The organism is Mesorhizobium sp. KR1-2, assembly GCF_040045035.1.
GTDB lineage: Bacteria > Pseudomonadota > Alphaproteobacteria > Rhizobiales > Rhizobiaceae > Pseudaminobacter.
On record NZ_JBDZDS010000006.1, the window covers coordinates 185,386 to 206,450 of the forward strand.

At 63.2% G+C, this 21,065-nt stretch carries 18 protein-coding genes and 1 tRNA gene; 8 read left to right on the forward strand and 11 right to left on the reverse strand.

Annotation, left to right across the window (positions count from 1 at the left end):
* Positions 1 to 67 precede the first annotated feature (67 nt).
* Complete coding sequence (locus ABLE85_RS14265; RefSeq protein WP_348793392.1) at positions 68 to 562, forward strand: hypothetical protein; 495 nt, start codon at positions 68 to 70, stop codon at positions 560 to 562.
* 34 nt (positions 563 to 596) lie between these two features.
* Here ABLE85_RS14265 and ABLE85_RS14270 read toward each other — a convergent pair whose 3' ends face one another.
* Positions 597 to 1,337 carry an alanyl-tRNA editing protein gene (locus ABLE85_RS14270; RefSeq protein WP_348793512.1) on the reverse strand — a complete coding sequence of 247 codons (741 nt, stop codon included), beginning with the start codon at positions 1,335 to 1,337 and terminating at the stop codon, positions 597 to 599.
* Entirely contained in the window at positions 1,337 to 2,371 is a 1,035-nt protein-coding gene (locus ABLE85_RS14275) for a cysteine synthase A (protein WP_348793393.1), read from the reverse strand. Before ABLE85_RS14275 ends, ABLE85_RS14270 begins: the two co-directional genes overlap by 1 nt.
* Positions 2,372 to 2,758: 387 nt before the next feature.
* Here ABLE85_RS14275 and ABLE85_RS14280 point away from each other — a divergent pair, with 387 nt between their 5' ends.
* Together ABLE85_RS14280 and ABLE85_RS14285 are read left to right on the forward strand one after the other, a co-directional pair.
* Positions 2,759 to 3,580: an SDR family NAD(P)-dependent oxidoreductase gene (locus tag ABLE85_RS14280; protein WP_348793394.1), complete on the forward strand. Its 822-nt coding sequence runs from the start codon at positions 2,759 to 2,761 to the stop codon at positions 3,578 to 3,580.
* A 118-nt stretch (positions 3,581 to 3,698) separates the two neighbouring features.
* On the forward strand, positions 3,699 to 4,673 hold the full coding sequence (locus ABLE85_RS14285) for an alpha/beta fold hydrolase (protein ID WP_348793395.1): 975 nt from the start codon (positions 3,699 to 3,701) through the stop codon (positions 4,671 to 4,673).
* A 63-nt stretch (positions 4,674 to 4,736) separates the two neighbouring features.
* On the opposite strand, the gene ABLE85_RS14290 is transcribed toward ABLE85_RS14285, so the two are convergent.
* The 4 genes from ABLE85_RS14290 to ilvA all read right to left on the reverse strand — a co-directional run bounded on the left by ABLE85_RS14290 (position 4,737) and on the right by ilvA (position 9,438).
* A complete protein-coding gene (locus ABLE85_RS14290; RefSeq protein WP_348793396.1) occupies positions 4,737 to 6,146 on the reverse strand; it encodes a DEAD/DEAH box helicase in 1,410 nt (469 codons plus the stop codon).
* A gap of 321 nt (positions 6,147 to 6,467) precedes the next feature.
* The gene (locus ABLE85_RS14295; RefSeq protein ID WP_348793397.1) at positions 6,468 to 7,181 is read right to left on the reverse strand and encodes a GGDEF domain-containing protein; all 714 of its coding nucleotides are present in this window, start codon (positions 7,179 to 7,181) and stop codon (positions 6,468 to 6,470) included.
* A gap of 162 nt (positions 7,182 to 7,343) precedes the next feature.
* Complete coding sequence (locus ABLE85_RS14300) at positions 7,344 to 8,060, reverse strand: carbonic anhydrase family protein (protein ID WP_348793398.1); 717 nt, start codon at positions 8,058 to 8,060, stop codon at positions 7,344 to 7,346.
* 121 nt (positions 8,061 to 8,181) lie between these two features.
* Positions 8,182 to 9,438 (reverse strand): threonine ammonia-lyase IlvA, encoded by a 1,257-nt coding sequence (ilvA, locus tag ABLE85_RS14305; RefSeq protein WP_348793399.1) that lies wholly within the window; start codon positions 9,436 to 9,438, stop codon positions 8,182 to 8,184.
* A 250-nt stretch (positions 9,439 to 9,688) separates the two neighbouring features.
* Here ilvA and ABLE85_RS14310 point away from each other — a divergent pair, with 250 nt between their 5' ends.
* The 4 genes from ABLE85_RS14310 to ABLE85_RS14325 all read left to right on the forward strand — a co-directional run bounded on the left by ABLE85_RS14310 (position 9,689) and on the right by ABLE85_RS14325 (position 13,635).
* Positions 9,689 to 11,146: a TrkH family potassium uptake protein gene (locus tag ABLE85_RS14310; RefSeq protein WP_348793400.1), complete on the forward strand. Its 1,458-nt coding sequence runs from the start codon at positions 9,689 to 9,691 to the stop codon at positions 11,144 to 11,146.
* Between the two features lie 118 nt (positions 11,147 to 11,264).
* Positions 11,265 to 12,443, forward strand: coding sequence for an alpha/beta hydrolase (locus tag ABLE85_RS14315; RefSeq protein ID WP_348793401.1), 1,179 nt, complete (start codon positions 11,265 to 11,267; stop codon positions 12,441 to 12,443).
* A gap of 132 nt (positions 12,444 to 12,575) precedes the next feature.
* Positions 12,576 to 13,427, forward strand: coding sequence for an alpha/beta fold hydrolase (locus ABLE85_RS14320; protein ID WP_348793402.1), 852 nt, complete (start codon positions 12,576 to 12,578; stop codon positions 13,425 to 13,427).
* A gap of 123 nt (positions 13,428 to 13,550) precedes the next feature.
* Positions 13,551 to 13,635, forward strand: a tRNA-Leu gene (locus ABLE85_RS14325).
* 120 nt (positions 13,636 to 13,755) lie between these two features.
* Here ABLE85_RS14325 and ABLE85_RS14330 read toward each other — a convergent pair.
* The 4 genes from ABLE85_RS14330 to ABLE85_RS14345 form a co-directional block, all read right to left on the reverse strand.
* Complete coding sequence (locus ABLE85_RS14330) at positions 13,756 to 15,546, reverse strand: metallophosphoesterase (protein WP_348793403.1); 1,791 nt, start codon at positions 15,544 to 15,546, stop codon at positions 13,756 to 13,758.
* A gap of 45 nt (positions 15,547 to 15,591) precedes the next feature.
* The gene (locus ABLE85_RS14335) at positions 15,592 to 16,674 is read right to left on the reverse strand and encodes an AI-2E family transporter (RefSeq protein WP_348793404.1); all 1,083 of its coding nucleotides are present in this window, start codon (positions 16,672 to 16,674) and stop codon (positions 15,592 to 15,594) included.
* Positions 16,675 to 16,750: 76 nt separating this feature from the next.
* The gene (locus ABLE85_RS14340) at positions 16,751 to 18,364 is read right to left on the reverse strand and encodes a GMC family oxidoreductase (RefSeq protein WP_348793405.1); all 1,614 of its coding nucleotides are present in this window, start codon (positions 18,362 to 18,364) and stop codon (positions 16,751 to 16,753) included.
* A 9-nt stretch (positions 18,365 to 18,373) separates the two neighbouring features.
* Positions 18,374 to 18,820 (reverse strand): sugar dehydrogenase complex small subunit, encoded by a 447-nt coding sequence (locus ABLE85_RS14345; protein WP_348793406.1) that lies wholly within the window; start codon positions 18,818 to 18,820, stop codon positions 18,374 to 18,376.
* 296 nt (positions 18,821 to 19,116) lie between these two features.
* Between ABLE85_RS14345 and ABLE85_RS14350 the strand changes: the two genes are divergently transcribed.
* Positions 19,117 to 20,217, forward strand: a complete 1,101-nt coding sequence (locus tag ABLE85_RS14350) for an NADH:flavin oxidoreductase/NADH oxidase (protein ID WP_348793407.1) — start codon at positions 19,117 to 19,119, stop codon at positions 20,215 to 20,217.
* A 102-nt stretch (positions 20,218 to 20,319) separates the two neighbouring features.
* Here the strand turns inward: ABLE85_RS14350 and wrbA are convergent, their stop codons facing one another.
* Positions 20,320 to 20,919 carry an NAD(P)H:quinone oxidoreductase type IV gene (gene wrbA / locus ABLE85_RS14355; protein WP_348793408.1) on the reverse strand — a complete coding sequence of 200 codons (600 nt, stop codon included), beginning with the start codon at positions 20,917 to 20,919 and terminating at the stop codon, positions 20,320 to 20,322.
* Positions 20,920 to 21,065: the final 146 nt, after the last annotated feature.

A 21,065-nucleotide genomic window follows, 5' to 3' on the forward strand; every position in this document is an offset into this window, starting at 1 on the left:
CCCTGACCTGGCATCGTCTTGCGAATCCGCGACCCGGTCAGGCTATACCAGCAGTGCAGCCGAGGTCTTGATCAAGCGCAAGGCAAAACCGCAACCGCCGCGATGGCTGCGCCGGCAACAACATTCGGAGTTTACACATTTTCGTCAATTTTTGCCGTGCTTGCATCTTGCGCCACCTTACAACCGACACCACTTGGGGCGTGCCGCGGGGGGCGACGGAAATGAAGAAGGCAAGAGCATCGTGATCAGACGAATTTGGCGTAGCTATACCAGCCCCGACAACGCGGACGCCTATGAACGCCTGCTCGACACGCTGATGTTCCCCGCGATCGAGGGCCTGCGGCTGCCCGGCTATCAGAACATGGAATTGCTGCGCCGGGTGTCTGGCGAGGAGGTGGAATTCATCTGGGTGATGAATTTCGACAATGCCAAGAGACTGACGCCCCTGAAGGCGGAAGCCAACGATCCGGTGTCCGTGCCGCGCGCCGCCCAGCAGCTGCTGACGCGTTGGGACGAGCGCGCAAGCTTCTACGAAATGCGCCAGAGCCGCCCGCAGGCCTGAGCGGCTGAGCTCTGGTCAGTCGGTCATCGGCCTATCAGGCCGGCGACGGCCCGAAGCGGATGCGGAAGCGACGGTTTTCGCGACCCTTCTTCTCGATCTTGCCGATATGGATCTCACCGACCTCGCCAGTGCTGCGCACATGCGTGCCGCCGCAGGGCTGGCTGTCGACCGAACCCTTGTCGCCGATGCAGACCAGCCGGATCTGACCATTGCCAGTGGGCGGCCTGACATTCTTGGACTTCACGAGGCCAGGATTGGCGGCAAGCTCATCGTCCGAGATCAACTGCGTGAACACCGGATGGTCGGCAGCGACCAGCTCCATCAGCCGCGCCGTAACCTCTTCCTTGGTGAAGCCCGTATCGGGCAAGTCGAAATCGACGCGCGAATCGTCCTCGGCCACCGACGCGCCGGTGATCGGGAACGGGCAGATGACGGTGAGCAGGTGGCAGGCCGTGTGCATACGCATGAGCAAGTGCCGGCGCGGCCAGTCGATCGCGAGCGCCAGCCGTTCACCCGGCCCCGGCAGCGGCTGCCCGGCCGCCGGAACGTGGATGATCTCGTTCTTGGTCTCGCCCGTGATGGTGGCCGCGATCGCGATGCGGCTGCCGTCGGCCCGGGTCAGGAAGCCGGTGTCGCCGGGCTGGCCGCCGGAGGTGGCATAGAAGATCGTGCGGTCGAGGATGATGCCGCCGCGTTCGTTGACGGCGACAACCGCCGCCTCCGCTTCAGCTAGATAGGCGTCGTCGCGGAAGATTGCGTGGGTGGTATGGGCCATCATGCTACTGCCTCGTAGGGCACCGGGATGTCGGTCTGGCGGTCCATCCATTCGGGGATCGGCAGGTCCTTGGTGCGCAGGAATTCCGGGTTGAACAGCTTCGACTGGTAGCGCGTGCCGTAATCGCACAGCACGGTTACGATGGTATGGCCGGGGCCCAGCTCGCGCGCCAGCCGGATGGCGCCGGCGATGTTGATGCCGGTCGACCCGCCGAGGCAAAGCCCCTCCTCCTGCACCAGGTCAAAGATGATCGGCAGCGCTTCGGCGTCCGGAATCTGGTAGGAGAAGTCGGGCGAAAAACCCTCCAAGTTGGCCGTGATGCGCCCCTGCCCGATACCCTCGGTGATGGAACTGCCTTCGGACTTCAGTTCGCCGGTGGTGTAGTAGCTGTAGAGCGCCGCGCCCAGCGGGTCGGCGAGCGCGATCTTCACCGCCTTGTTCTTTTCCTTCAGGCCTGCCGCGACGCCGGCCAGCGTGCCGCCGGTGCCCACCGCCGAGACGAAGCCGTCGACCTTGCCTTCGGTCTGCTTCCAGATCTCCTGCGCCGTGGTGCGCATGTGACCGTCGCGGTTGGCGATATTGTCGAACTGGTTTGCCCAGATCGCGCCGTGCGGGTCGCTCTTGGCCAGTTGCTCGGCGAGCCTGCCCGAAACCTTCACGTAGTTGTTCGGGTTCTTGTAAGGCACCGCCGGGACCTCGATCAGTTCCGCGCCGAGCAAGCGCAGCGCGTCCTTCTTTTCCTGGCTTTGCGTGTCGGGGATGACGATGACGGTGCGATAGCCGAGCGCCTTGGCGACCACGGTGAGCCCGATGCCGGTGTTGCCGGCCGTACCCTCGACGATGACGCCACCCGGCTTGAGCAGGCCCTTCTGCTCGGCATCCTGGATGATAAACAGGCCGGCGCGGTCCTTTACCGACTGCCCCGGGTTCATGAACTCGGCCTTGCCGAGGATTTCGCAGCCGGTTTCCTCCGAGGCGCGCCTGAGCCTGATCAGCGGCGTATTGCCGATTACATCGATCACCGAACGATACATGGGAAAATTCCTTATCTTTCGACCACGACACTAAAAACCGCGGACCTGGCTTTCAAGGCATGAAATTGCGTGCTCCAGAGGCAAAGCGGCACCGCGTTGCCCGGGTGCCATTCCCTTCATGCCGTCATCCCCCCGGATACGGCGCCGGAAGACTTGGACCTGAACCCTCTGCAAAAGTGGAAAGTCCGATGTTTTCGAGCACATCGCAGGCTCGGCGTTCCTTGCTGCGTTGCTGCCCGACGCCTATGCGCGACGCGATCTCTTCATGCGCGAGTTGCTGGAAGACTTGGCCCATCCATTTGACACAGATGCTGATCTCCTGCCCCTTTTCATGGCAGACCGAGAAGGGTAGTTAGACCCATCGAGCGGGGAAGAACGAGTCATCTCATGGCAGCACTCTACCGGGCCGATCCGAGAGACGGCGTGGCATGGATTACCGGTGCCAGCACGGGTATAGGTCGCGCCCTCGCACTCGACCTTGTGGCCGAGGGGTATACGGTCGCGACTACATCGCGCGATGAGGACCGCCTCCACACCCTGATCGAAGAGACGGCCGGGATGCCGGGCCGCGTCGTGGTGTTTCCGTGCGACGTGACCGACGAAACAGCCATGAGGAACACCGCCGCCGCGATCGAACGGGAGGCCGGCGAGATCGCCTTGGCAATCTTCAACGCAGGAAACTATTTTCCCACGCGTGGCGAACGGCTCGACGCCCTGAACATCATCAGCACCTTCGACATCAACCTGTTCGGGGTTCTTTACGGGCTGGTGCCGGTGGTGGATCGAATGCGGCACCGCGGATATGGACACGTGGTTCTGGTGGGCTCGGCCTCGTCCTATTTCGGCTGGCCCTCCGCCGGCGCCTACGGCGCGTCGAAGGCTGCCTTGAACAATCTGGCCGAAGCGCTGAAGCACGATTTCGACAAGATGAACATCCGTCTGCAGGTCGTGAATCCGGGCTTCGTAGCCACGCCCCTGACGGAACGGGCCAATGTTTCCATGCCGGCGCTGATGCCCGTCGAGCGCGCTTCGAGGCGCATGGCGCAGGCCATTCGCAGCGGCGGTTTCGAGACCAGCTTTCCGCGCCGGTTCACGCTCTGGCTGAAACTGCTGCGCATGCTGCCCTTCGAACTGCGTTTCTGGTTCATCCATAAGGTCACGGGCTGGAGGGAGCGGCCCATGGCCTCCGGACGCAAGCTGCGCGATTGACTGGCCCAACATTCGGCTCGGTCGTCAAAAGACGCTTGGCGCGGAATCCGGAAATCTATAGGTCAGAGGTGTGATTCGGCCCGCGCAAGGCGGCCGTTCGGCTTCTGGAGGGCTCGCCTTGGGGCGCCGCATCGTGATTGGCATCTTGGTCTTGCTTGCCGCCATCGTGGTCCTGTTTCTCGCCGGGCCGCGCGTGACGGTCGACACGCGCGTCACCTTCGACCCCAGCCTCATCGGCGACGACCCGGAAGCCTATCTCGAGCGCACCGAAGGCAAGGTGGCAGGCATTCGCGAAGGGCTTGAGAAGGAGATCGTCTGGGCCAAGCCGCTTATCCACGCGAAGACGCCGATCTCTATCGTCTACATTCACGGCTTTTCCGCCTCTAAGGCCGAGGTGCGCCCCCTGCCCGACGAAGTCGCCGAAGCCCTCGATGCCAACCTGTTCTACACCCGCCTGACAGGCCACGGGCAAGATGGAGCAGCGATGGGCACGGCGACGGTCAACGACTGGATCAACGACTATGCCGAGGCCATCGCCATCGGTCGCGAGATCGGCGACAAGGTCGTCGTCATCGCCACTTCAACGGGGGCAGCGCTGGCTGTCCAGGCCGCGGCCGAACACGGGGCCTCGGACGGCGTTGCCGCCATGGCGCTGATCTCCCCCAATTTCGGTGTCCGGGCTGCCGGTGCAGAAATCCTGACCATGCCCTGGGGAAAGCAGATCGCCGAACTGGTGGCGGGCAAGGAGCGCAGCTTCCAGCCGCACAATGCACTTGAGGAAAAATTCTGGACGACGCGCTATCCAATCAGCGCTACCCTGCCGATGGCCGCGCTGACCAAGCTCGCCAGTGAAGCGCCGGTCGAAAACATCAAGATACCCGCCCTGTTCATCTTCTCAGACCTGGATCGGATCACTCGCCAGGACCTGACGCGCGAGATCGCGGCGCGCTGGGGCGGCTATCACGAACTGGTGCCGGTCGAGACCTCCGGCGATCCCGACAACCACGTCATAGCCGGCGACGTGATGTCACCGTCCACCTCGAAAGTCCTCGCGCAACGGATCGAGGTCTGGATCAAGGCCGTGGTGCAGTAGTCCAAAAGAAAGCGGCCGGAGCTTTGCTCCGGCCGCTTTTGTCTTCGCTGGATTTGGAACCGCTCAAGCAGCGCGCGACGCAGGCTTGCGGTTGCCGAAGCCGCGGCGCTTGCCGCGGAATGGCTTACGGGCTTGCGACTTGTCGCCTGCGGCTTCACCGGCAACCGGCTTCTTGCCAAAGCCACCGCCATTGCCCCGCGGCTTCTGACCTTGCGGGCGCTGCTTCTCGCCGCGCGGCGCACCACGATCGTTGCGATCGTTCGCGGGCACCATTGGAGCACGCTCCGTCGCCGCACTGGGATCGGCCTTGGGATCGGGCTCGCCGAGATGGTCAGCCGCGACCGGAAGCTTCATGCGAATGATCTTCTCGACCTGGCGCAGCTTGGCGTTCTCGGCCGGGTCACACAGGGTGATGGCGATGCCGTCGGCGCCGTTGCGGCCGGTGCGGCCAATGCGGTGCACATAGCTTTCCGCCTCGTCCGGCAGGTCGAAATTGACGACATGGCTGATGCCGGGCACGTCGATGCCACGTGCGGCAATGTCGGTGGCGACGAGAATGCGCACGGAGCCGTCGCGAAAACCGTTCAGGGCCTTCTGGCGCGCGTTCTGCGACTTGTTGCCATGGATGACGGCGGCTTCGAAGCCGTCGCGCTCGAGATCGCGGGTCACGCGGTCGGCGCCGTGCTTGGTGCGCGCGAACACGATGACCTGCCGCATGGCCTCGTCGGCCAGCATGGTGGAGAGGATCTTGCGCTTCTGCTTGGTGCGGGCAAGCACCACGCTCTGCTTGATCTCGGCGGCAGTCGTGCCCTGCGGCGCAACTTCGACGCGCACGGGATCCTTCATGATGCCGTGTGCCAGCGCCGCGATCTCTTCCGGCATGGTGGCAGAGAACAGCGCCGTCAGGCGATCCTTGTGGGTGGCCTTGGCCAGCCGCTTCACGTCATGGATGAAGCCCATGTCGAGCATGCGGTCGGCCTCGTCGAGGACCAGCCAGCGCGTTTCCGAGAGGTTTACGTCGCCCTCGCGGACGAGATCGACAAGGCGGCCGGGCGTGGCGATGAGCACGTCAACGCCGGGCATCATCTTCTTGACCTGGCTGAAGCGCGACACACCGCCGAGCACCAGGGCGGTGGAGACGTGCAGGCCCTTGGTGAGCACGCGGATGGTGTCCTCGATCTGCACCGCAAGTTCGCGCGTCGGCGCCAAGACCAGCGCGCGGGCCGTCTTGGGGAGACGCTTCGTGCCAAGCCCGATGATCTTCGACAGGATCGGCAGGCTGAAGGCCGCCGTCTTGCCCGACCCGGTCTGGGCGATGGCCAGCACGTCGCGGCCATCGAGAAGCGCGGGAATGGCGCCGCTCTGGATAGGTTTGGGGCTGTCGAAACCGGCCGCAGCCGTGGCCTTCAAGAGCGGGCCGATAATTCCGAGTTTGGCGAAGCCGGTCGGCTCCGCAGCGTTTTCGTTCGTCAAATTCGTTCTTCTTTCACGCGGCCTCGGCCGCAAGCTATGATCGCGGCAAGGCGCTACCTGCCGGCGAAATCTATTTATGGAAACGACAAGGCGGCGAGCTCAAAAAAGCCCGCTCGGTTGCGCTGTCGTGCCCGCGAACCCCATGTCCGCAGGGCTTTTTCCCCGGTGATCGCTCGATCAAGAAGGAGAAAGCAGACGCAACCTGTCCCATCTACGGGGAAAGCCGGAAGTCCGGCCCAAGCGCCTATGACGCCGCATATGAGCGATTTATCCCAAAAAAGCAAACTAATTTATGTTGCAGCGCAAAATAAACGTGGTGCGTTACGCCGCGCGTTTGCGCGGATGATCGGAAACGATGCGATCGCGCCCCTGCTCCTTGGCTGCGTAAAGGTTCTCGTCGGCCCGTGCCATCAGCTCCTGCAAGCTCTGCCCGCTTTCGCGCACGGCGACGCCGACGCTGATCGTGACCGGAACGCCATCCAGGCAAACACCCAGCCCGGTATGCGCCAGCCTCCTGCGGATGCGCTCGGCAATCGCCAAGGCCGTCACAAGGTCGGCGTCCGCCAGGTAGATGCCGAACTCCTCCCCGCCGAGCCGGGCCGCCACGTCGCTGCCTCGAACGCAGCACGCGATGATTTCGCCCATTTCGCGCAGGACAGTGTCGCCCGCCGCGTGGCCGAAACGGTCGTTCAGCTTCTTGAAGTGGTCGACATCCACGTAGAGAAATGCGCCGCGCTCGTCGGCGGCCTTGGCTGCCTCGCATTCGCGAAAGAAGGTGCGCCGATTGCAGAGGCCGGTCAGATCATCAAGCCGTGCCACGCGGTCGAGCTCCACCGCCATCGCGCGCAACCTGGTGTTCTGGCCAAGAAAGAAATGGGCGAGCGGATATCCAACTAGCAAAACGATGATGCTGGTCAGGACGATGTCGAGCAGATAGCGGTCGGAAAAGAAGATGCCGTAGAAAATGGTCGTCAACAGGTCGGCGCCGACCAGCGCCAGGAACATGATCAGCGTGCTCTGCCGCAAAACCGACATCGCCTCGAATTTTCGCATAAGTGTGTTTGCGCGCACCTCATCCACCCCAAGCGATTTCGATGGCGCGCATATACCTCCAAATAGATAAGATTCAGTTCGGACCTGCCGCCAAATTTTTATTGATCGGCCTCGGCAGCCATATTGCTGTGGATAATTCGACGCCTATCCAGGGGTCAGGAAGCTCACCTCGCCCGTCCCTACATTGTGCATGGCCGCAACGATGCGCAACTCGCCCTTGTCGGTCAGGTCTTTCAGGATCGAGCTTCGCGACAGGAGGGCATCGATCGCCATCAGCGCGTTCGTCTCCGCCACGGCCTGGACAAGCCGGGCGTCCTTGGAGCTTCGCTCGCCGCCCTTTGCCACGGCCGCCACGGCAGGCTCGATACGCTCCAGAAGACCGGTCAGATTTCCGAGTTGGACGTCGTCGACAGCGCCTTTGATCGCACCGCATTCGGTATGACCGAGCACGACGATCGCGCGGGACCCGACAACCTTCGCGGCATATTCGAGGCTGCCGACAATGTCGTCGTTGATCACATTGCCGGCGACGCGGACACAGAAAACGTCGCCAATGCGCTGGTCGAAGACGAGTTCGGGTGGCACCCGGGAATCCATGCACCCAACGATCGCCGCGAATGGCGCCTGTCCGCCGGCTGTTTGCTTGACCTGGGCCATCAGGTCGCAATTGATCGTCTTGCCGTCCACGAAGCGTTGGTTGCCGGCCTTCAGGAGCGCGATCGCCTCATCCGGAGCGACCTTCTTCTGTCGTTCTGGAGTAAACACGGCACAGTCGGATATTTGTGCGTGGCTCTCCGTAGCGGCAAATGTCGCGACCGCGGCTAGCGGCAGGCAACGGCAAAAAAGACGACGAGTCAGCATTGATCCCTCCCCCGGGATTGTAACAAAACCATGCCCGATCTTGTGTGCGCCGCATCAACGACGCCAAGGCGAAGCGGCTTCATATTCGCCCAGGTTGCTTAACGTTGCGTCGCCACCATGCTCAAATGATCAGCTCGGCAAGTGTCTCATTGTCGGTGATGTCCTGATAGGCCCAGCCGGCATCATGGAAACGCTTCGCCAAAACCGCAAAATTGCGCGCGTCCTTGGTTTCGATGCCGATCAGGACCGAGCCGAAGTTGCGGGCAGACTTCTTCAGATACTCGAAGCGGGTGATGTCGTCGTCCGGGCCGAGCAGGCCGAGGAAATCCCTCAGCGCCCCGGGTCTTTGCGGGAAGCGGAAGACAAAATATTTCTTCAGCCCCTCGGATCGAAGCGCCCTCTCCTTCACGTCTGGCAACCGCTCAAAATCGAAATTGCCGCCTGAGATCACCAGCACGATGGTCTTGCCCCTGAGCTCCTTCTTCGGGAAATCCTTGAGCGCGTCGATGGAAAGGGCGCCGGCGGGCTCCAGCACCACGCCCTCGATGTTGAGCATTTCAATGATCGTGGCGCAAAGCCGGTTTTCCGGGACCAGCCGCACCGAGGCCTCGTCGAATTCCTTGAGGTGGCGAAAAGGCTCGCGCCCGATCTCGGCGACCGCCGCGCCGTCCACGAAATTGTCGACCTTGTCGAGTTTCACCCGCCGCCCCGATTGCAGTGCCTCCTTGAGGCTTGGCGCACCCAGCGGCTCGCAGAAGACGAAGCGCGTCGCTGCCCCCTTCTCGCGCAGATAATGCGTGACGCCTGCGGCAAGTCCGCCGCCGCCGATCGGCAAGAACACCATGTCGGGCTCGCGGCCGCCGGGCATCTGCGCGGCGATCTCGGCCGCCACGCTTGCCTGCCCTTCGATGATGTCCTTGTGGTCGAAGGGCGGCACCAGATGCGCGCCGGACGTTTCGGTGAATTCGATGGCCGCGCGGTAGCAGTCGTCGAAGAAGTCGCCGACAAGCCGAATTTCGACGAACTCGCCGCCAAACAGCCGCGTCTTGTCGATCTTCTGCTGCGGCGTGGTCACCGGCATGAACACGACGCCCTTCTTGCCGAAGTGACGGCAGACATAGGCAAAGCCCTGGGCGTGATTGCCGGCCGAGGCGCAGACGAACAGTTCAGCGGCGTTGCCGGCCGCCAGCGTCTTGCGGAAGAAGTTGAAGGCGCCGCGAATCTTGTACGAGCGAACCGGCGACAGGTCCTCGCGTTTGAGAAAGATGTGCGCCCCGGTCTTTCGCGACAGATAGGCGTTTTCCTGGAGCGGGGTCTCGGGGAACAGTTCGCGCACCGCGGCCGTTGCGGCATCGACCCGTTCGACAAAATTGGTCATCGCACATTCGCTCCAGTCTAGAACCGCCGGGCCGCGTGGCAGGCTGCCCTTCGATCAGGCTTCATCACCAGGCCCGACGGACAACAGGGGCGCGACAGGAAAACCGCGCACGCGGCTTACGACACAACGGTATGGTGAACGCTTGGTTACGCCTATTGCATATTCGGCCATATGAAGCCACTGTCCCGGCCTGCCGCTGTGCCGCCACATTCCGCGCCGGCGCCACGATAACTGGGGTCCCGATTTTTCCGTGAATAGAACCGCCGTTCGCGCCGCGATCCACGTTGCCGCAATCTTCGCCATGTATCTGTCTGCCGCGATGCTGATTCCGGCAGCGACGGACCTCTATTACGGCAACAAGGACTGGCGGGTCTTCGCCTTTTCGGCCTTGTTCATGGGCGGCCTGGCGGCTGCCGTAGCCCTTGCGACGCAGGGAAGCCCCCCACAAGCGACAACCCGCTTCGGTTTCCTGTTGGTCAACCTGCTCTGGCTGACGCTGGCGATTGCGGGCGCGGTACCATTCTTCGCCTCGTCGCTCGAACTGAGCATTGCCGATGCGTTTTTCGAATCGGTCTCCGGCATCACCACCACGGGCTCAACCGTCATCAACGGTCTGGACAAGGCGCCGCCCGGACTTTTGCTGTGGCGTTCGCTGCTCACCTTCATAGGCGGTCTCGGCGTCATTGCGCTCGGCCTGTTCCTGCTGCCCTTCCTCAACATCGGTGGCGTCTCCTACTTCAAGATCGAATCGTCGGATATCGAAGACAGGCCGTTCGAGCGCTTCCATACCTTCGCCGTCAGCCTTATCGGCATCTATACTGCGCTGGTGGTCATCTGTGCCGTCTGCTACGCCGCTGCTGGCATGAGAGGCTTCGACGCGATCAACCATGCCATGTCGACGCTTGCCACCGGCGGCATGTCGACCCATGACACTTCGTTTGCGCGCTATGCTGGCACTCCATCCATCCTTTGGATCGCCTCGCTGTTCATGTTCATCGGTGGCCTGCCGTTCTCGATCATGATCCTGTTCGTAGTGCGTGGACGCACAGACGCGCTACGGGATCCACAGATTCGGGTCTTCGCGGGCTATTGCATCGTCTTTGCGGTATCGGTGGCGATCTACCTGCGCGTGAAGCTGGGCATGCCTTTCTTCGAGGCCCTTACCCACTCGACCTTCAATTTCATGTCGATCATTACCACCACCGGCTTCGCCAGCGACGACTACACGCGCTGGGGACCGTTCGCGGTCGCGTGCCTGTTCGTTGCCACCTTCCTCGGCGGCTGCTCAGGCTCCACCACCGGCGGCATCAAAGCATACCGCTTCCTCGTCCTGTTCGAGCTGATGGGCAACGGTTTGCGCCGCCTGATCTACCCCAACACGGTGCAGCCGGTACGCTATGGCGACCGCACCATCGACGAGGACATGCAGCGCAGCGTCGTGCTGTTCATGGCCGCCTTCTTCGTGTTGTGGGCGATCGCCACCATCCTTCTCTCGGCCACCGGCCTCGACCTCATGACCTCGATGACCGGCGCGCTGACCGCCCTGACCAATGTCGGCCCGGGCATGGGCGAGATCATCGGACCGGTCGGCAACTTCGCCACGTTGCCGGATGTGGCGAAGTGGATTCTTTCCGCGGCCATGCTGCTTGGCCGGCTCGAGATCCTGGCCGTGTTCGTCGTATTCACGCCGACCTTCTGGGGGCGATGACCGGGTCCGTCTCCCGGACGCAACAGCCGACGGCGGCAGTGGACAGCGCGTTATGCTCGTCTGGACCGCGCCATCGGCAGCCGGTATCAGGAACGCCGTGAGTGGGGCGGAGCATATGATGTCTCGAAGTGTGTCGGCAGGGTTCGGTGCTTTCGCACTTGCGCTTCTCGTCACCGGCTGCGCCGAACAGAACATGCGCGAACTCGTCGGCAACCGGGTCGTGGATGCCCCGGCCAGCGCCATATCGGCCCGGCACGAGATATTTGTCGCGACCACGCGCGCCAAGGCGGCCGACCCGAAAGAGGTCTATGCCGGCGAACGCTCGCCCACCGTCAGCTTCGCTCGCGTCGACATGACGGTTCCGGCCATCCACGAGGCGGGCAAGATCGAGCGCCGCAGCACACGCGGCCAGAGCGCCGATCCTGCCAAGTATTTCGTCGCAGAGAGGGTCGCCACCTTCGACAGCGCCGACAAGTTTTCCAAATCACTGCGCGAGGACATCGCTTCCCGCGGCGGCCGGGCGCTGGTCTTCGTGCACGGCTACAACACCGCCTTCGACAGCGCGGTCTATCGCCTGACACAGATCGCGCACGATAGCGGCTACTCCGGCACGCCGGTGCTGTTCTCGTGGGCCTCCAGCGGCAACGTGGTCGACTACGTCTACGACAACAACAGTGCGACCGCCGCCCGCGATGCGCTGGAGGAGACGTTGCGCCTGGTGGCCAAGTCCGGCGCCAAGCGCATCGACATCATCGCCCATTCCATGGGCAACTGGGTGACGATGGAGGCGCTGCGCCAACTCGCCGCCGCCGGCGACCCCGACCTCGGCAACAGGCTAGGCGACGTGGTGCTGGCCTCACCCGACATCGACGTCGACGTGTTCAAGAGCCAGATGCGCCGCTACGGCAAGCCGCACAAGCCGTTCTTTCTGCTCCTTTCCGGCGACGACCGTGCACTGGAACTGTCGCGCATCATCGCCGGCAACAAGCCGCGCCTGGGCGGCTACAAGAACGCAGCCGACATCGCCAGTCTCGGCGTAACGGTCGTCGACCTCAGCAATGTCTCCGCCGGCGGCGACCCGCTGAACCATACAAAGTTTGCCGACAACCCGGTTCTGGTGAAGCTGCTCGGCGACAAGTTGCATGACGACGGCGGCTTCGGAATCGATGAACGTGCCGGCCGCAACCGTCTGGGATCGCTTGCCGGGGGTATTACCCAGACGATCACCTCGGCCGCCGAGATCGTCATAACGACGCCCTTCGAGGTGATGAACGTGGTAGTCGGCGGACCGAAATAGGCCCCTTTACGCAAGACGACGCTTTCGAAGCGGCCGCCCTATCTTGTGCGTGGGCTTGCCCGTCGCGAGCTCCCATTGACATTTTTCGCACAAGTGCAGTGAACTTGGTCGCTGCATCAAACGGAGGCGGATATGCGTGCTTTGTGGACTGCACTTGCGTTTGCGTTCCTGATCCTGTTCCCGGCCGGCGCCAGCCAGGCGCTGGAGCGCTGGGAAACCCTGCCCGAACCTGCCCCCATGCCGCCTGCCACCGAGAGCGGCTATGCCAAGGTGAACGGTATCGAGATGTATTATGCCGTCTATGGCTCCGGCGACCCCATCCTGCTGATCCATGGCGGGCTCGGCCACGCCGACATCTGGGCCAGCCAGGTGGCGACGCTGTCGAAGACGCACAAGGTGATCGTCGCTGACAGCCGCGGCCATGGCCGCTCAACCCGCAACGACCAGTCCTTCGGCTACGACCTGATGGCGTCCGACTATCTGGCCCTTCTGGACTACCTCAAGATCGACAAGACCGCGCTGGTGGGCTGGAGCGATGGCGGCATCATCGGCCTCGACATTGCCATGAACCATCCCGAGCGCCTGACCAAGCTCTACGCGCAGGCCGCCAATGTGACGACGGACGGCGTCGATCCCGGCATGCTCACCAACAAGACCTTCGTCGCCTATATCGAGCGCGCCGGCAGGGACTATGCGCGCCTGTCGAAGACGCCGGACGAATACAACGCCTTCGTGGAGCAGATCAGCCACATGTGGGCGAGCCAGCCGGCCTGGACGAAGGAGCAGCTCGAGAAGATCACGGTGCCGACCGCCATCGTCGTCGGTGATCATGACGAGGCGATCAAGCGCGAGCACACCGAATATATCGCCTCGGTGATCCCCGGAGCGAAGCTGATCATCCTGCCCAATGTCAGCCATTTCGCCATGCTGCAAAACCCCGACGGCTACAGCAAATCGGTTCTCGACTTCGTCGACGGCAAATAACGGCGCACGGAAACCCTGGGGCGGCGCATGCTGCCGCGATCCGCTGCAGCATGCGCTTGGCTGTTGGCCGCGCCTATGCCGGGGCTTGCAATCTGGCCCGGCTTGGTTACCAGTGTCGGCAACGCGGACGTGGCGAAATGGTATACGCAGCAGACTTAAAATCTGCCGACTTCTGGTCTTGCGGGTTCAAGTCCCGCCGTCCGCACCAGCTCGTCGCTTTGCGCACCAAGTCCATCCAATGACCTGAAAGATAAGGGATTTTCGTAATCCCTTATCCGGATCGCATTCGAGACGCTCCGTTCGAAAGTGCCGCTCGCACTCGACGAATCTAGGAGCCGGCAACACCGGATATGCCAGTCTCTCCCCGGATGACGATGCGTTCGGGCGAAAGCAGCCGCAACCGGCCATCCTCCCCCACCTCCAGACTATGGATGTAGAAGGCCGTGTCGACTTCGTCCGGGTGCATCACCGGGGACGGCGCGGAGATGATGGGAACCCCGCCGCACTTGCCGATCCAGTCTATGTGACGGTGTCCATGCATGAGGACCGCCTTCCCCGAGAGCGCCTGCATGCGGCGGACGAACCAATTCCCGTTGATAAGCGCCGTGCCGATGCGCACTGAGAGCGTCTTGGCCGCCCATGGATATTCGACCACGTGGTGGTGCAAGGCGACGATCCAGCAGGTGTCGGGGTATTCGTGTCGGGCGATATCGATACCTTGCATCTGGGCGGCCGACATCATCCCGAGCGCGTTGGTGAAGGAAAAGTGGGTGTCGGCGTTCGAGTTCAGCAGGATTATGCCGAGCGCTTCGCCATGGCGCGGCGGCACGACCATGGGAAAGGCCCTGGCCCAGATTTCCGGGATGGTGTTCGACAAGCGCGGCCTGGCCTCGTCGGCAAAGGTGGCCATCTCGGCGAGATACGGTTGCAGCGCCTCTTCGAGGGTTTTGCCCAGTCGCCCTTCGGCGATATCCACGACCCGCACGCGGCCGCCCTGCAAGGCGTTCATCGCCGACAAGGTGCGAATTTCGCGCAATCGCCGGTTTGGGCTGGTCGGAAGGTCCATGCGCGCGGGATTGGCACGATCTACGATGTTGAGATCGTGATTGCCGGGCAGGATCAGCACCCGGTCGACGAGCCGGGGATGCGCGGCGAGCGCGTCCAGAAATTCGGCCCATTCGGTCGAAACGCCCGCATCGGTCATGTCACCGCTGATCAGGATCGTGTCCAGCCGATCGACAGCGTCGATCTCGTCCAGCTGCTTCAGAAGCCGCTTCAGCCGGTCGTTGCCGCGTGCGCCCGACCTGCCGCTCTCGATGCGGAAGCCATAGCGCTCACCCACGACATGGACATCCGAAAGATGGGCAATTCGCCATCTGCGCGCTCCAGTCTGCGCGGTGTCGAAGCTTTCCAGAGTGCGGGGCTGGGGCATGGTCGCGTCCGCGAAGCCCCAGAAAAGCGCCGCGACCGCGAGATAGGCAGCCACCAGCACGATGCTGTTGGCAAGCGCGACGATCGCCACACGCCCCCACGAACTCAGCTCGGAAATGTCGGCAAAAAGATGCGCGCTCGGCCAGGCCAGGAGGCAGACCAGAACCGCCAGGGCACAGACCAGAACGCCAGCGACCGCGGCCGTCACCGCGCGCAGCCTGGCACGGGCGTCGTGGCTTGAATTCCTGGCGAACAGTCGTTCGGTGAACTGGTTCAAGGCTTCGCGGAAGGCGGCATAGGCGGGCTGTACGACCACGGCGTTGAGGGACCAAAAATTCCTCTCTGCCATCCGGAACAGAGCCCGCCAACCGAACCAGGCGGCTGCGGCGATAATCGCCAAAAAGAGAAGCGACCAGAATCCGATGGCCGGCGCGGCGATCTTGCCCGAGACCGTCACCACCCAGGACGAGACGATGATCGGTGCAAGCCCCAGAACAAGCCCCGGCACGACAAGCAGCAGAATCCAGGCCAGAATGAGCTTCGGCAGGCTGATCTCCAGCAACAGGCTGCCCGCGAGCGAGAGAAGCGATCGGCGCTTGGTGCTGGAAGCGTCATCCTCGATGTCGCCGAAGCGCGGATCGATGACCCGCTCTGCCGCTTGCCTTCCTGTCTTTGGCTCATCCGTCATGGCAGCACCGGATCCTGTTTAAGGTCACAGATTACCGCAGTCAGATCATTTCCCGCTCGCCGTTTCCGTCCCCGTGCCGGACAATAGGGTGGCGAACCATCGGGTGGAAGGATAGCGCGCGCACAGCGATATGACGCTGATCATGATTGGAACGCCGATGAATGCCCCGGTGATCCCCCACAGGAACCCCCAGAAGAACACGGCAAAGACGACCGCCAAGGGCGAGATCGCCAACGCTGCGCCCGCAACAACCGGCTCCAGATAGTTGCCGATCAGGAACTGGATCAGCGTCAAGCCCACCACCACGAGCACGACGGCCTGCCAGGTATCCAGCTGGGCCATGGCAAAGAGGGCCGGAAGGATGGTGGCCACGAACGGTCCGATGAAGGGAATGTAGTTCAGGGCGAAGGCCAGCATCCCCCACCCCGCCGCCGGCTCAATACCGGTTAGCAGCGCAAAGGCCCAGACCAGGAGGCCAGTGAGCACGCTGAGCTGGGTTCGCACGAGCATGTACCGGCGAAACTTGGCTGCGATCTCCGCGGCCGCTTCGATGAGCGCGGGGCCGTTGGCCTGGTCGAGCGACGCAATCCTGCGGCGGATTTGGTCCATCTCCATCAGTTCCAGCATCAAAAAGATGAAGACCAGAACGCCGAATCCCGCGAGCTGGTTGAGCCGAATGGCGACCTGCTGGAACATGCGTAGAAGCCAGACGGCATTGAAACGTTCGGCAATAACGCCCGCTACGAATATCCCGTGCTCTTCGAACCAGTCGGTCATCTGGACATAGAGCGTCTGGAACCTCTGCAAATTGTTTTGCATCCAGACCGCGATGGCGCTCAACGCCCAGACGACGATGGAGGCAAAGACCACGACGACGATTGCCGTAAGGGCGAGCGTGATGAAGAGCGCGATCCCCTTGGGCATCCATTGCTGGAGAACCTTTTGCAGGGGCCAGACAATTGCCAGGATGAAGACGGCAAACGTGATCGGCGCGAAGACCGAGCCCGCGAAGTAGAGAGCTGTGGTGGCAAGGATGGCGGTGCAGACGGCAAGCATGGCGCGGATCTGCCGATCCCTTGCCATGGCGATGGGCGCCGGCTCTTTGCCAGTGGGGATAAAACCTCCCATAGGATTTATCGTACTCGCTCAAATATTTGATAGCAACGCGTGGCGCGCGGGCTTCGCTTGCCTGCGCTGCCACGCGTCAGTTCAGCTGCTTGAGCATGGCCTCCGCCGTCCGCAAGCTCAGGGCGGCTATGGTCAGAGTGGGGTTGGCCGTCGCCGAAGTCGGGAACACTGCCGACCCGACGATGAACAGGTTCCTATGATCATGGGAACGCAGTTCCGCGTCGACGACCGAGGTCTTCGCGTCCGTGCCCATGCGGGCCGTGCCGATGATGTGGCCGGCGCCAGCCGCTATCGGCAGATGCTGCATGCCGGTGGTGCCGAGAGCGCCGAAAATCTCCTCATGCGCCTTTGACGCCGCGGCAAGCCCTGCCTTGACGTAGTCGTCCAGCCTGTAAGTGATCTTCGGCAGCGGGACGCCGTAACGGTCGCGCTCGGATGGATGCAGGGCGATGCGGTTTTCCGGATCCGGCAGCTGCTCGACAAGCGAAGCCAGGCGGATATGGCGGGACGTCACGTCGCGCAGGGCGGTGTTCAGCGCTGCGCCGCGCAGGCCCTGCTTCACAAGCTCGGCGGCCGTGGTCACCGGCGCGCCGGTGGGCCAGGAATGGCCGTCATTGCCGATCTCGATGCGGAACGCGCCGCGTTCTTTACGGAACGGCCCGTCGCTGAGGTTCTCGATGCCAGAGGTGGAGAGCGGACCGCGATAGGGCCAGAGCGGCTGGTTCGAAAACGCCCAGCTCAGTTGCGTCGGATGGTCCATCAGGTTGCGACCGACCTGGTCCGAGCCGTTGGCGACGCCCCGCGGCGTCCGATCGGAGATCGAGTTCAGAAGCAGGCGCGGCGTTTCCATCGCATGCGCGGCGACGACGAACAGCCTGCCGACCGCCTTGCCCGTGCTGCCGTCGCGGCGAGTGAAGCGGATCGCCTCGATGGCGCCGTCCTGGCCGGTTTCGATGAAGGTCGCGACGGTGGCGGCATGAAGCTGGGCGCCATGGGATTTCGCCCGCTCGACATGCACGGTCGCATCGTATTTCGCCTGGACGGGGCAGACGGGTATGCAGCTTGCGCTGCCGCAGCAGCTTGGCCTGTCGTCCCGCTCGACCGAGTTGCGCGCCTGCGGCGTGGAGCTGACATGGTACTGCGTGCCTTCCAGAGCCTTAGCGAGCGTCTTGTCGAGATAGGTTTGCGGGATGGGCGGCATTGGAAATGCGGCCGAGCGGTGGGCAGTCGGCGGCGATCCCGGCTCGCCGGACACGCCGAGTTCGTTCTCGGCCTTCACATAGAAAGGCTCGAGCTCGTCATAGCCGACCGGCCAGTCGACACCTCGGCCGTGGTCGCGGGCAAGAGTAAAATCGCCCGGCGACATGCGGATCGCGGTGCCCAGCCAGTGCCAGGTGGTGCCGCCGACCACCTTGACATAGGTGCTGCGGAACTTGTCGGGGCCGTCCTGGCGGTACCAGTAGTCGGGATCGTAGGAGACGGGATGGTCCACGTCGGGCCCGAGCGGATAGGCGGATTCCGGCGTCTTGATGAGCTCCCCGTGGAACTTCTCGACGGCCTCGCCACGGTCGACCTCGTCGCCCGCTTCGAGGATGGCCACTTTCAGCCCTTCACGGGCGAGCCTGTCGGCGATCAGCGCCCCGGCCACGCCCGAACCGACGATGACGACGTCAGCTTCAATCTCTGCCATTTTCTGTCCTCACGCGCTCGGGGGTTCTGACCAGTAGCCGGTGTCGCCACCGCACCAGCCTTGCGGCTTGGTGTAGTCGAGCGCGTTCCAGATGAGCGCGTCGGCATAGGTTGCGACCTCCTCGCCCTGAGCCGTGCGGTGCACGCCCGAATACCAGGCGGTGATGATTTCTTCCTCCAGCGCCTTGTCGCCCGTGCCACCGGCGAGCAGCGACAGTGCCTGCAGCCTGCCGGTCTGTTCGAAGCCGGCGAGATATCTTGCGGCGATGTCAGCATCGAGAGACGACGCGTCGGTCTCCAGGAGCCGGGCGGAGAGTTTTACGAAATCGTCTTCGGAGACGCCCTCCGCCGCCAGCGACGGCAGACCGGTGAGCAGGGCGAGCGCGCTCCCGCCGCTCAGCGCCAATAGCCGGCGCCGCGTCAGCCCATGCGCTGGGTGATCGATCCTGCCCGTCATGCCCTCTCCATCTCTTGAACCTCGGCTTCCGCCAAGGAAGCTTCGGGACGATCAATCGCAGATCAATGGTTTCGTCGGACTTAACGGCAGGTTGCGGCGCATCGATTGGAGCCACCCCCGGATTGATCCTAAAGGCAAACCGGGGATTGCGCCCTTGAGCGCTTGAATTCGTCGCATTAACTCATCAGACAATGTGGTCCATTGGTTCGAAAAGTTCCCCTCCAGGGCCCAGCATCCATACGCGTGTTGCACGGGACGCTCTCGCCCGCGCTGCCGCGCCATCCGACGGAGTTTGCATGACCGCACATCTGTTTTCGCCCATCACGCTTGGCGAACTCGAATTTCCCAACCGCATCGCCGTCGCGCCGATGTGCCAGTATTCGGCAGATGACGGCTCGGCTACCGATTGGCATCTCCAGCACTGGATGAACCTGGCCATGTCGGGCGCCGGCATGGTGACCGTCGAGATGACCGACGTGGAGCGTCGCGGGCGCATCACTCATGGCTGCCTCGGCCTCTATTCCGACCACAACGAGGCCGCCGCCCGGCGCACGCTGGATGCCGCGCGCCGCGTGGCTGCCCCTGGCACCAAATTCGGCGTCCAGCTCGCCCATGCCGGCCGCAAGGCTTCGAACCGCCGGCCATGGGAAGGCGGCAGCGCCCTCGGCCCCAACGAAGATCCGTGGACGATCGTGTCGGCCTCGCCGATCGCCTTCGACCAGGGCTGGCAGGTGCCGCAGGAACTGGACGAGGCCGGCATCGAGCGCATCGTATCGCTCTTTGCCAAGGCAGCGGAGCGGGCGGCGCGTATCGGCTTCGACTTCATCGAATTGCATTCGGCGCATGGCTATCTGCTGCACCAGTTCCTCTCGCCGCTCTCCAACAAGCGCACCGACAAGTGGGGCGGCTCGCTGGAAAACCGCATGCGTTTCCCCCTGGCCGTGGCCCATGCTGTGGCCAAAGCGGCACCCGGCCTGATGATGGGCGCGCGCATGTCCGTTACCGACTGGGTCGATGGCGGCTTCTCGGTCGAGGAAGCGGTGGAGGTCGCGCGCGGCTATAAGGCGGTGGGTGCGGCCTATATCTGCTGCTCGAGCGGCGGCAACTCGCCGCTGCAAAAGATCCCGACGGGTCCGGGCTATCAGGTGCATCTGGCGACTGCGGTGCGCGAAGGCGCGGGCATCGCTACACGCGCCGTCGGCTTGATCGACGATCCCCGGCAGGCCGACAACATCATCCGCGAGGACAAGGCCGACATGGTGGCCCTCGCCCGCGCGCTGATCGCCGATCCGCGCTGGCCGTGGCGGGCTGCGGCCACGCTGGGTCACGAGTTCCACCCTGCGCCGCAACTCCAGCGCGGCGAGCCCTTCATGCGGCACTGGACGCAGAAGGCATGACAGCAGATTGATTTGAATAGGCTTTCGCCAATCCGCATCGACATACAAAATGGGCGACCCGCGAGGAGCCGCCCATTTTATTTAAGCAATTGCTAAAAAATATTAGCCGTGAAGCTTGGCCGCAATCTCGGCCACGCGCTTGCCCTGGAAGTGCGCGCCTTCCAGTTCCTGAGCCGAAGGCTGGCGGGAGCCATCGCCGTCCGAGGTCGTGGTCATGCCGTAGGGCGCACCGCCGCGCACGACGTCATTGCCCATCTGGCCCTCGTAGGCATAGGACAGCGGCACGATGACCATGCCGTGGTGCTGCAGGTGGATCTGCGCGTTGATCAGCGCGAGCTCGGCGCCGCCATGCTGGGTGGCGGTCGAGACCATCACCGAACCCACCTTGTTGAGCAGCGCGCCCTTGGCCCAGAGCGGGCCGGTCTGGTCGAGGAAGTTCTTCATCTGCGCGGCCATGGTGCCATAGCGGGTCGCGGTGCCGATGATGATGGCGTCGTAGTTCTCCAGCTCCAGCGGATCGGCGATCGGCGCTTCCTGGTCGAGCTTGTAATAGGCGGCCTTGGCGACGGCCTCGGGCACCAATTCGGGAACGCGCTTGATCGTCACGTCGGCGCCGGCTTCGCGCGCGCCGTCGGCAGCGGCCTTTGCCATCTGCTCCATGTGACCCCAGCTCGAATAGTAGAGCACCAGTACCTTCGCCATCATAAAACTCCTTGCATCGGGAAGATCGGAGGCAGTCGAACGCCGCCTTGCCGGCCGATGTAATGGCTCGGTCGTTCATTGAATACGCAGAAGTTGGGGACAGTTCGTTCACCGTTTACGCACCATTGCCCGCGGCCGCGCGCCGG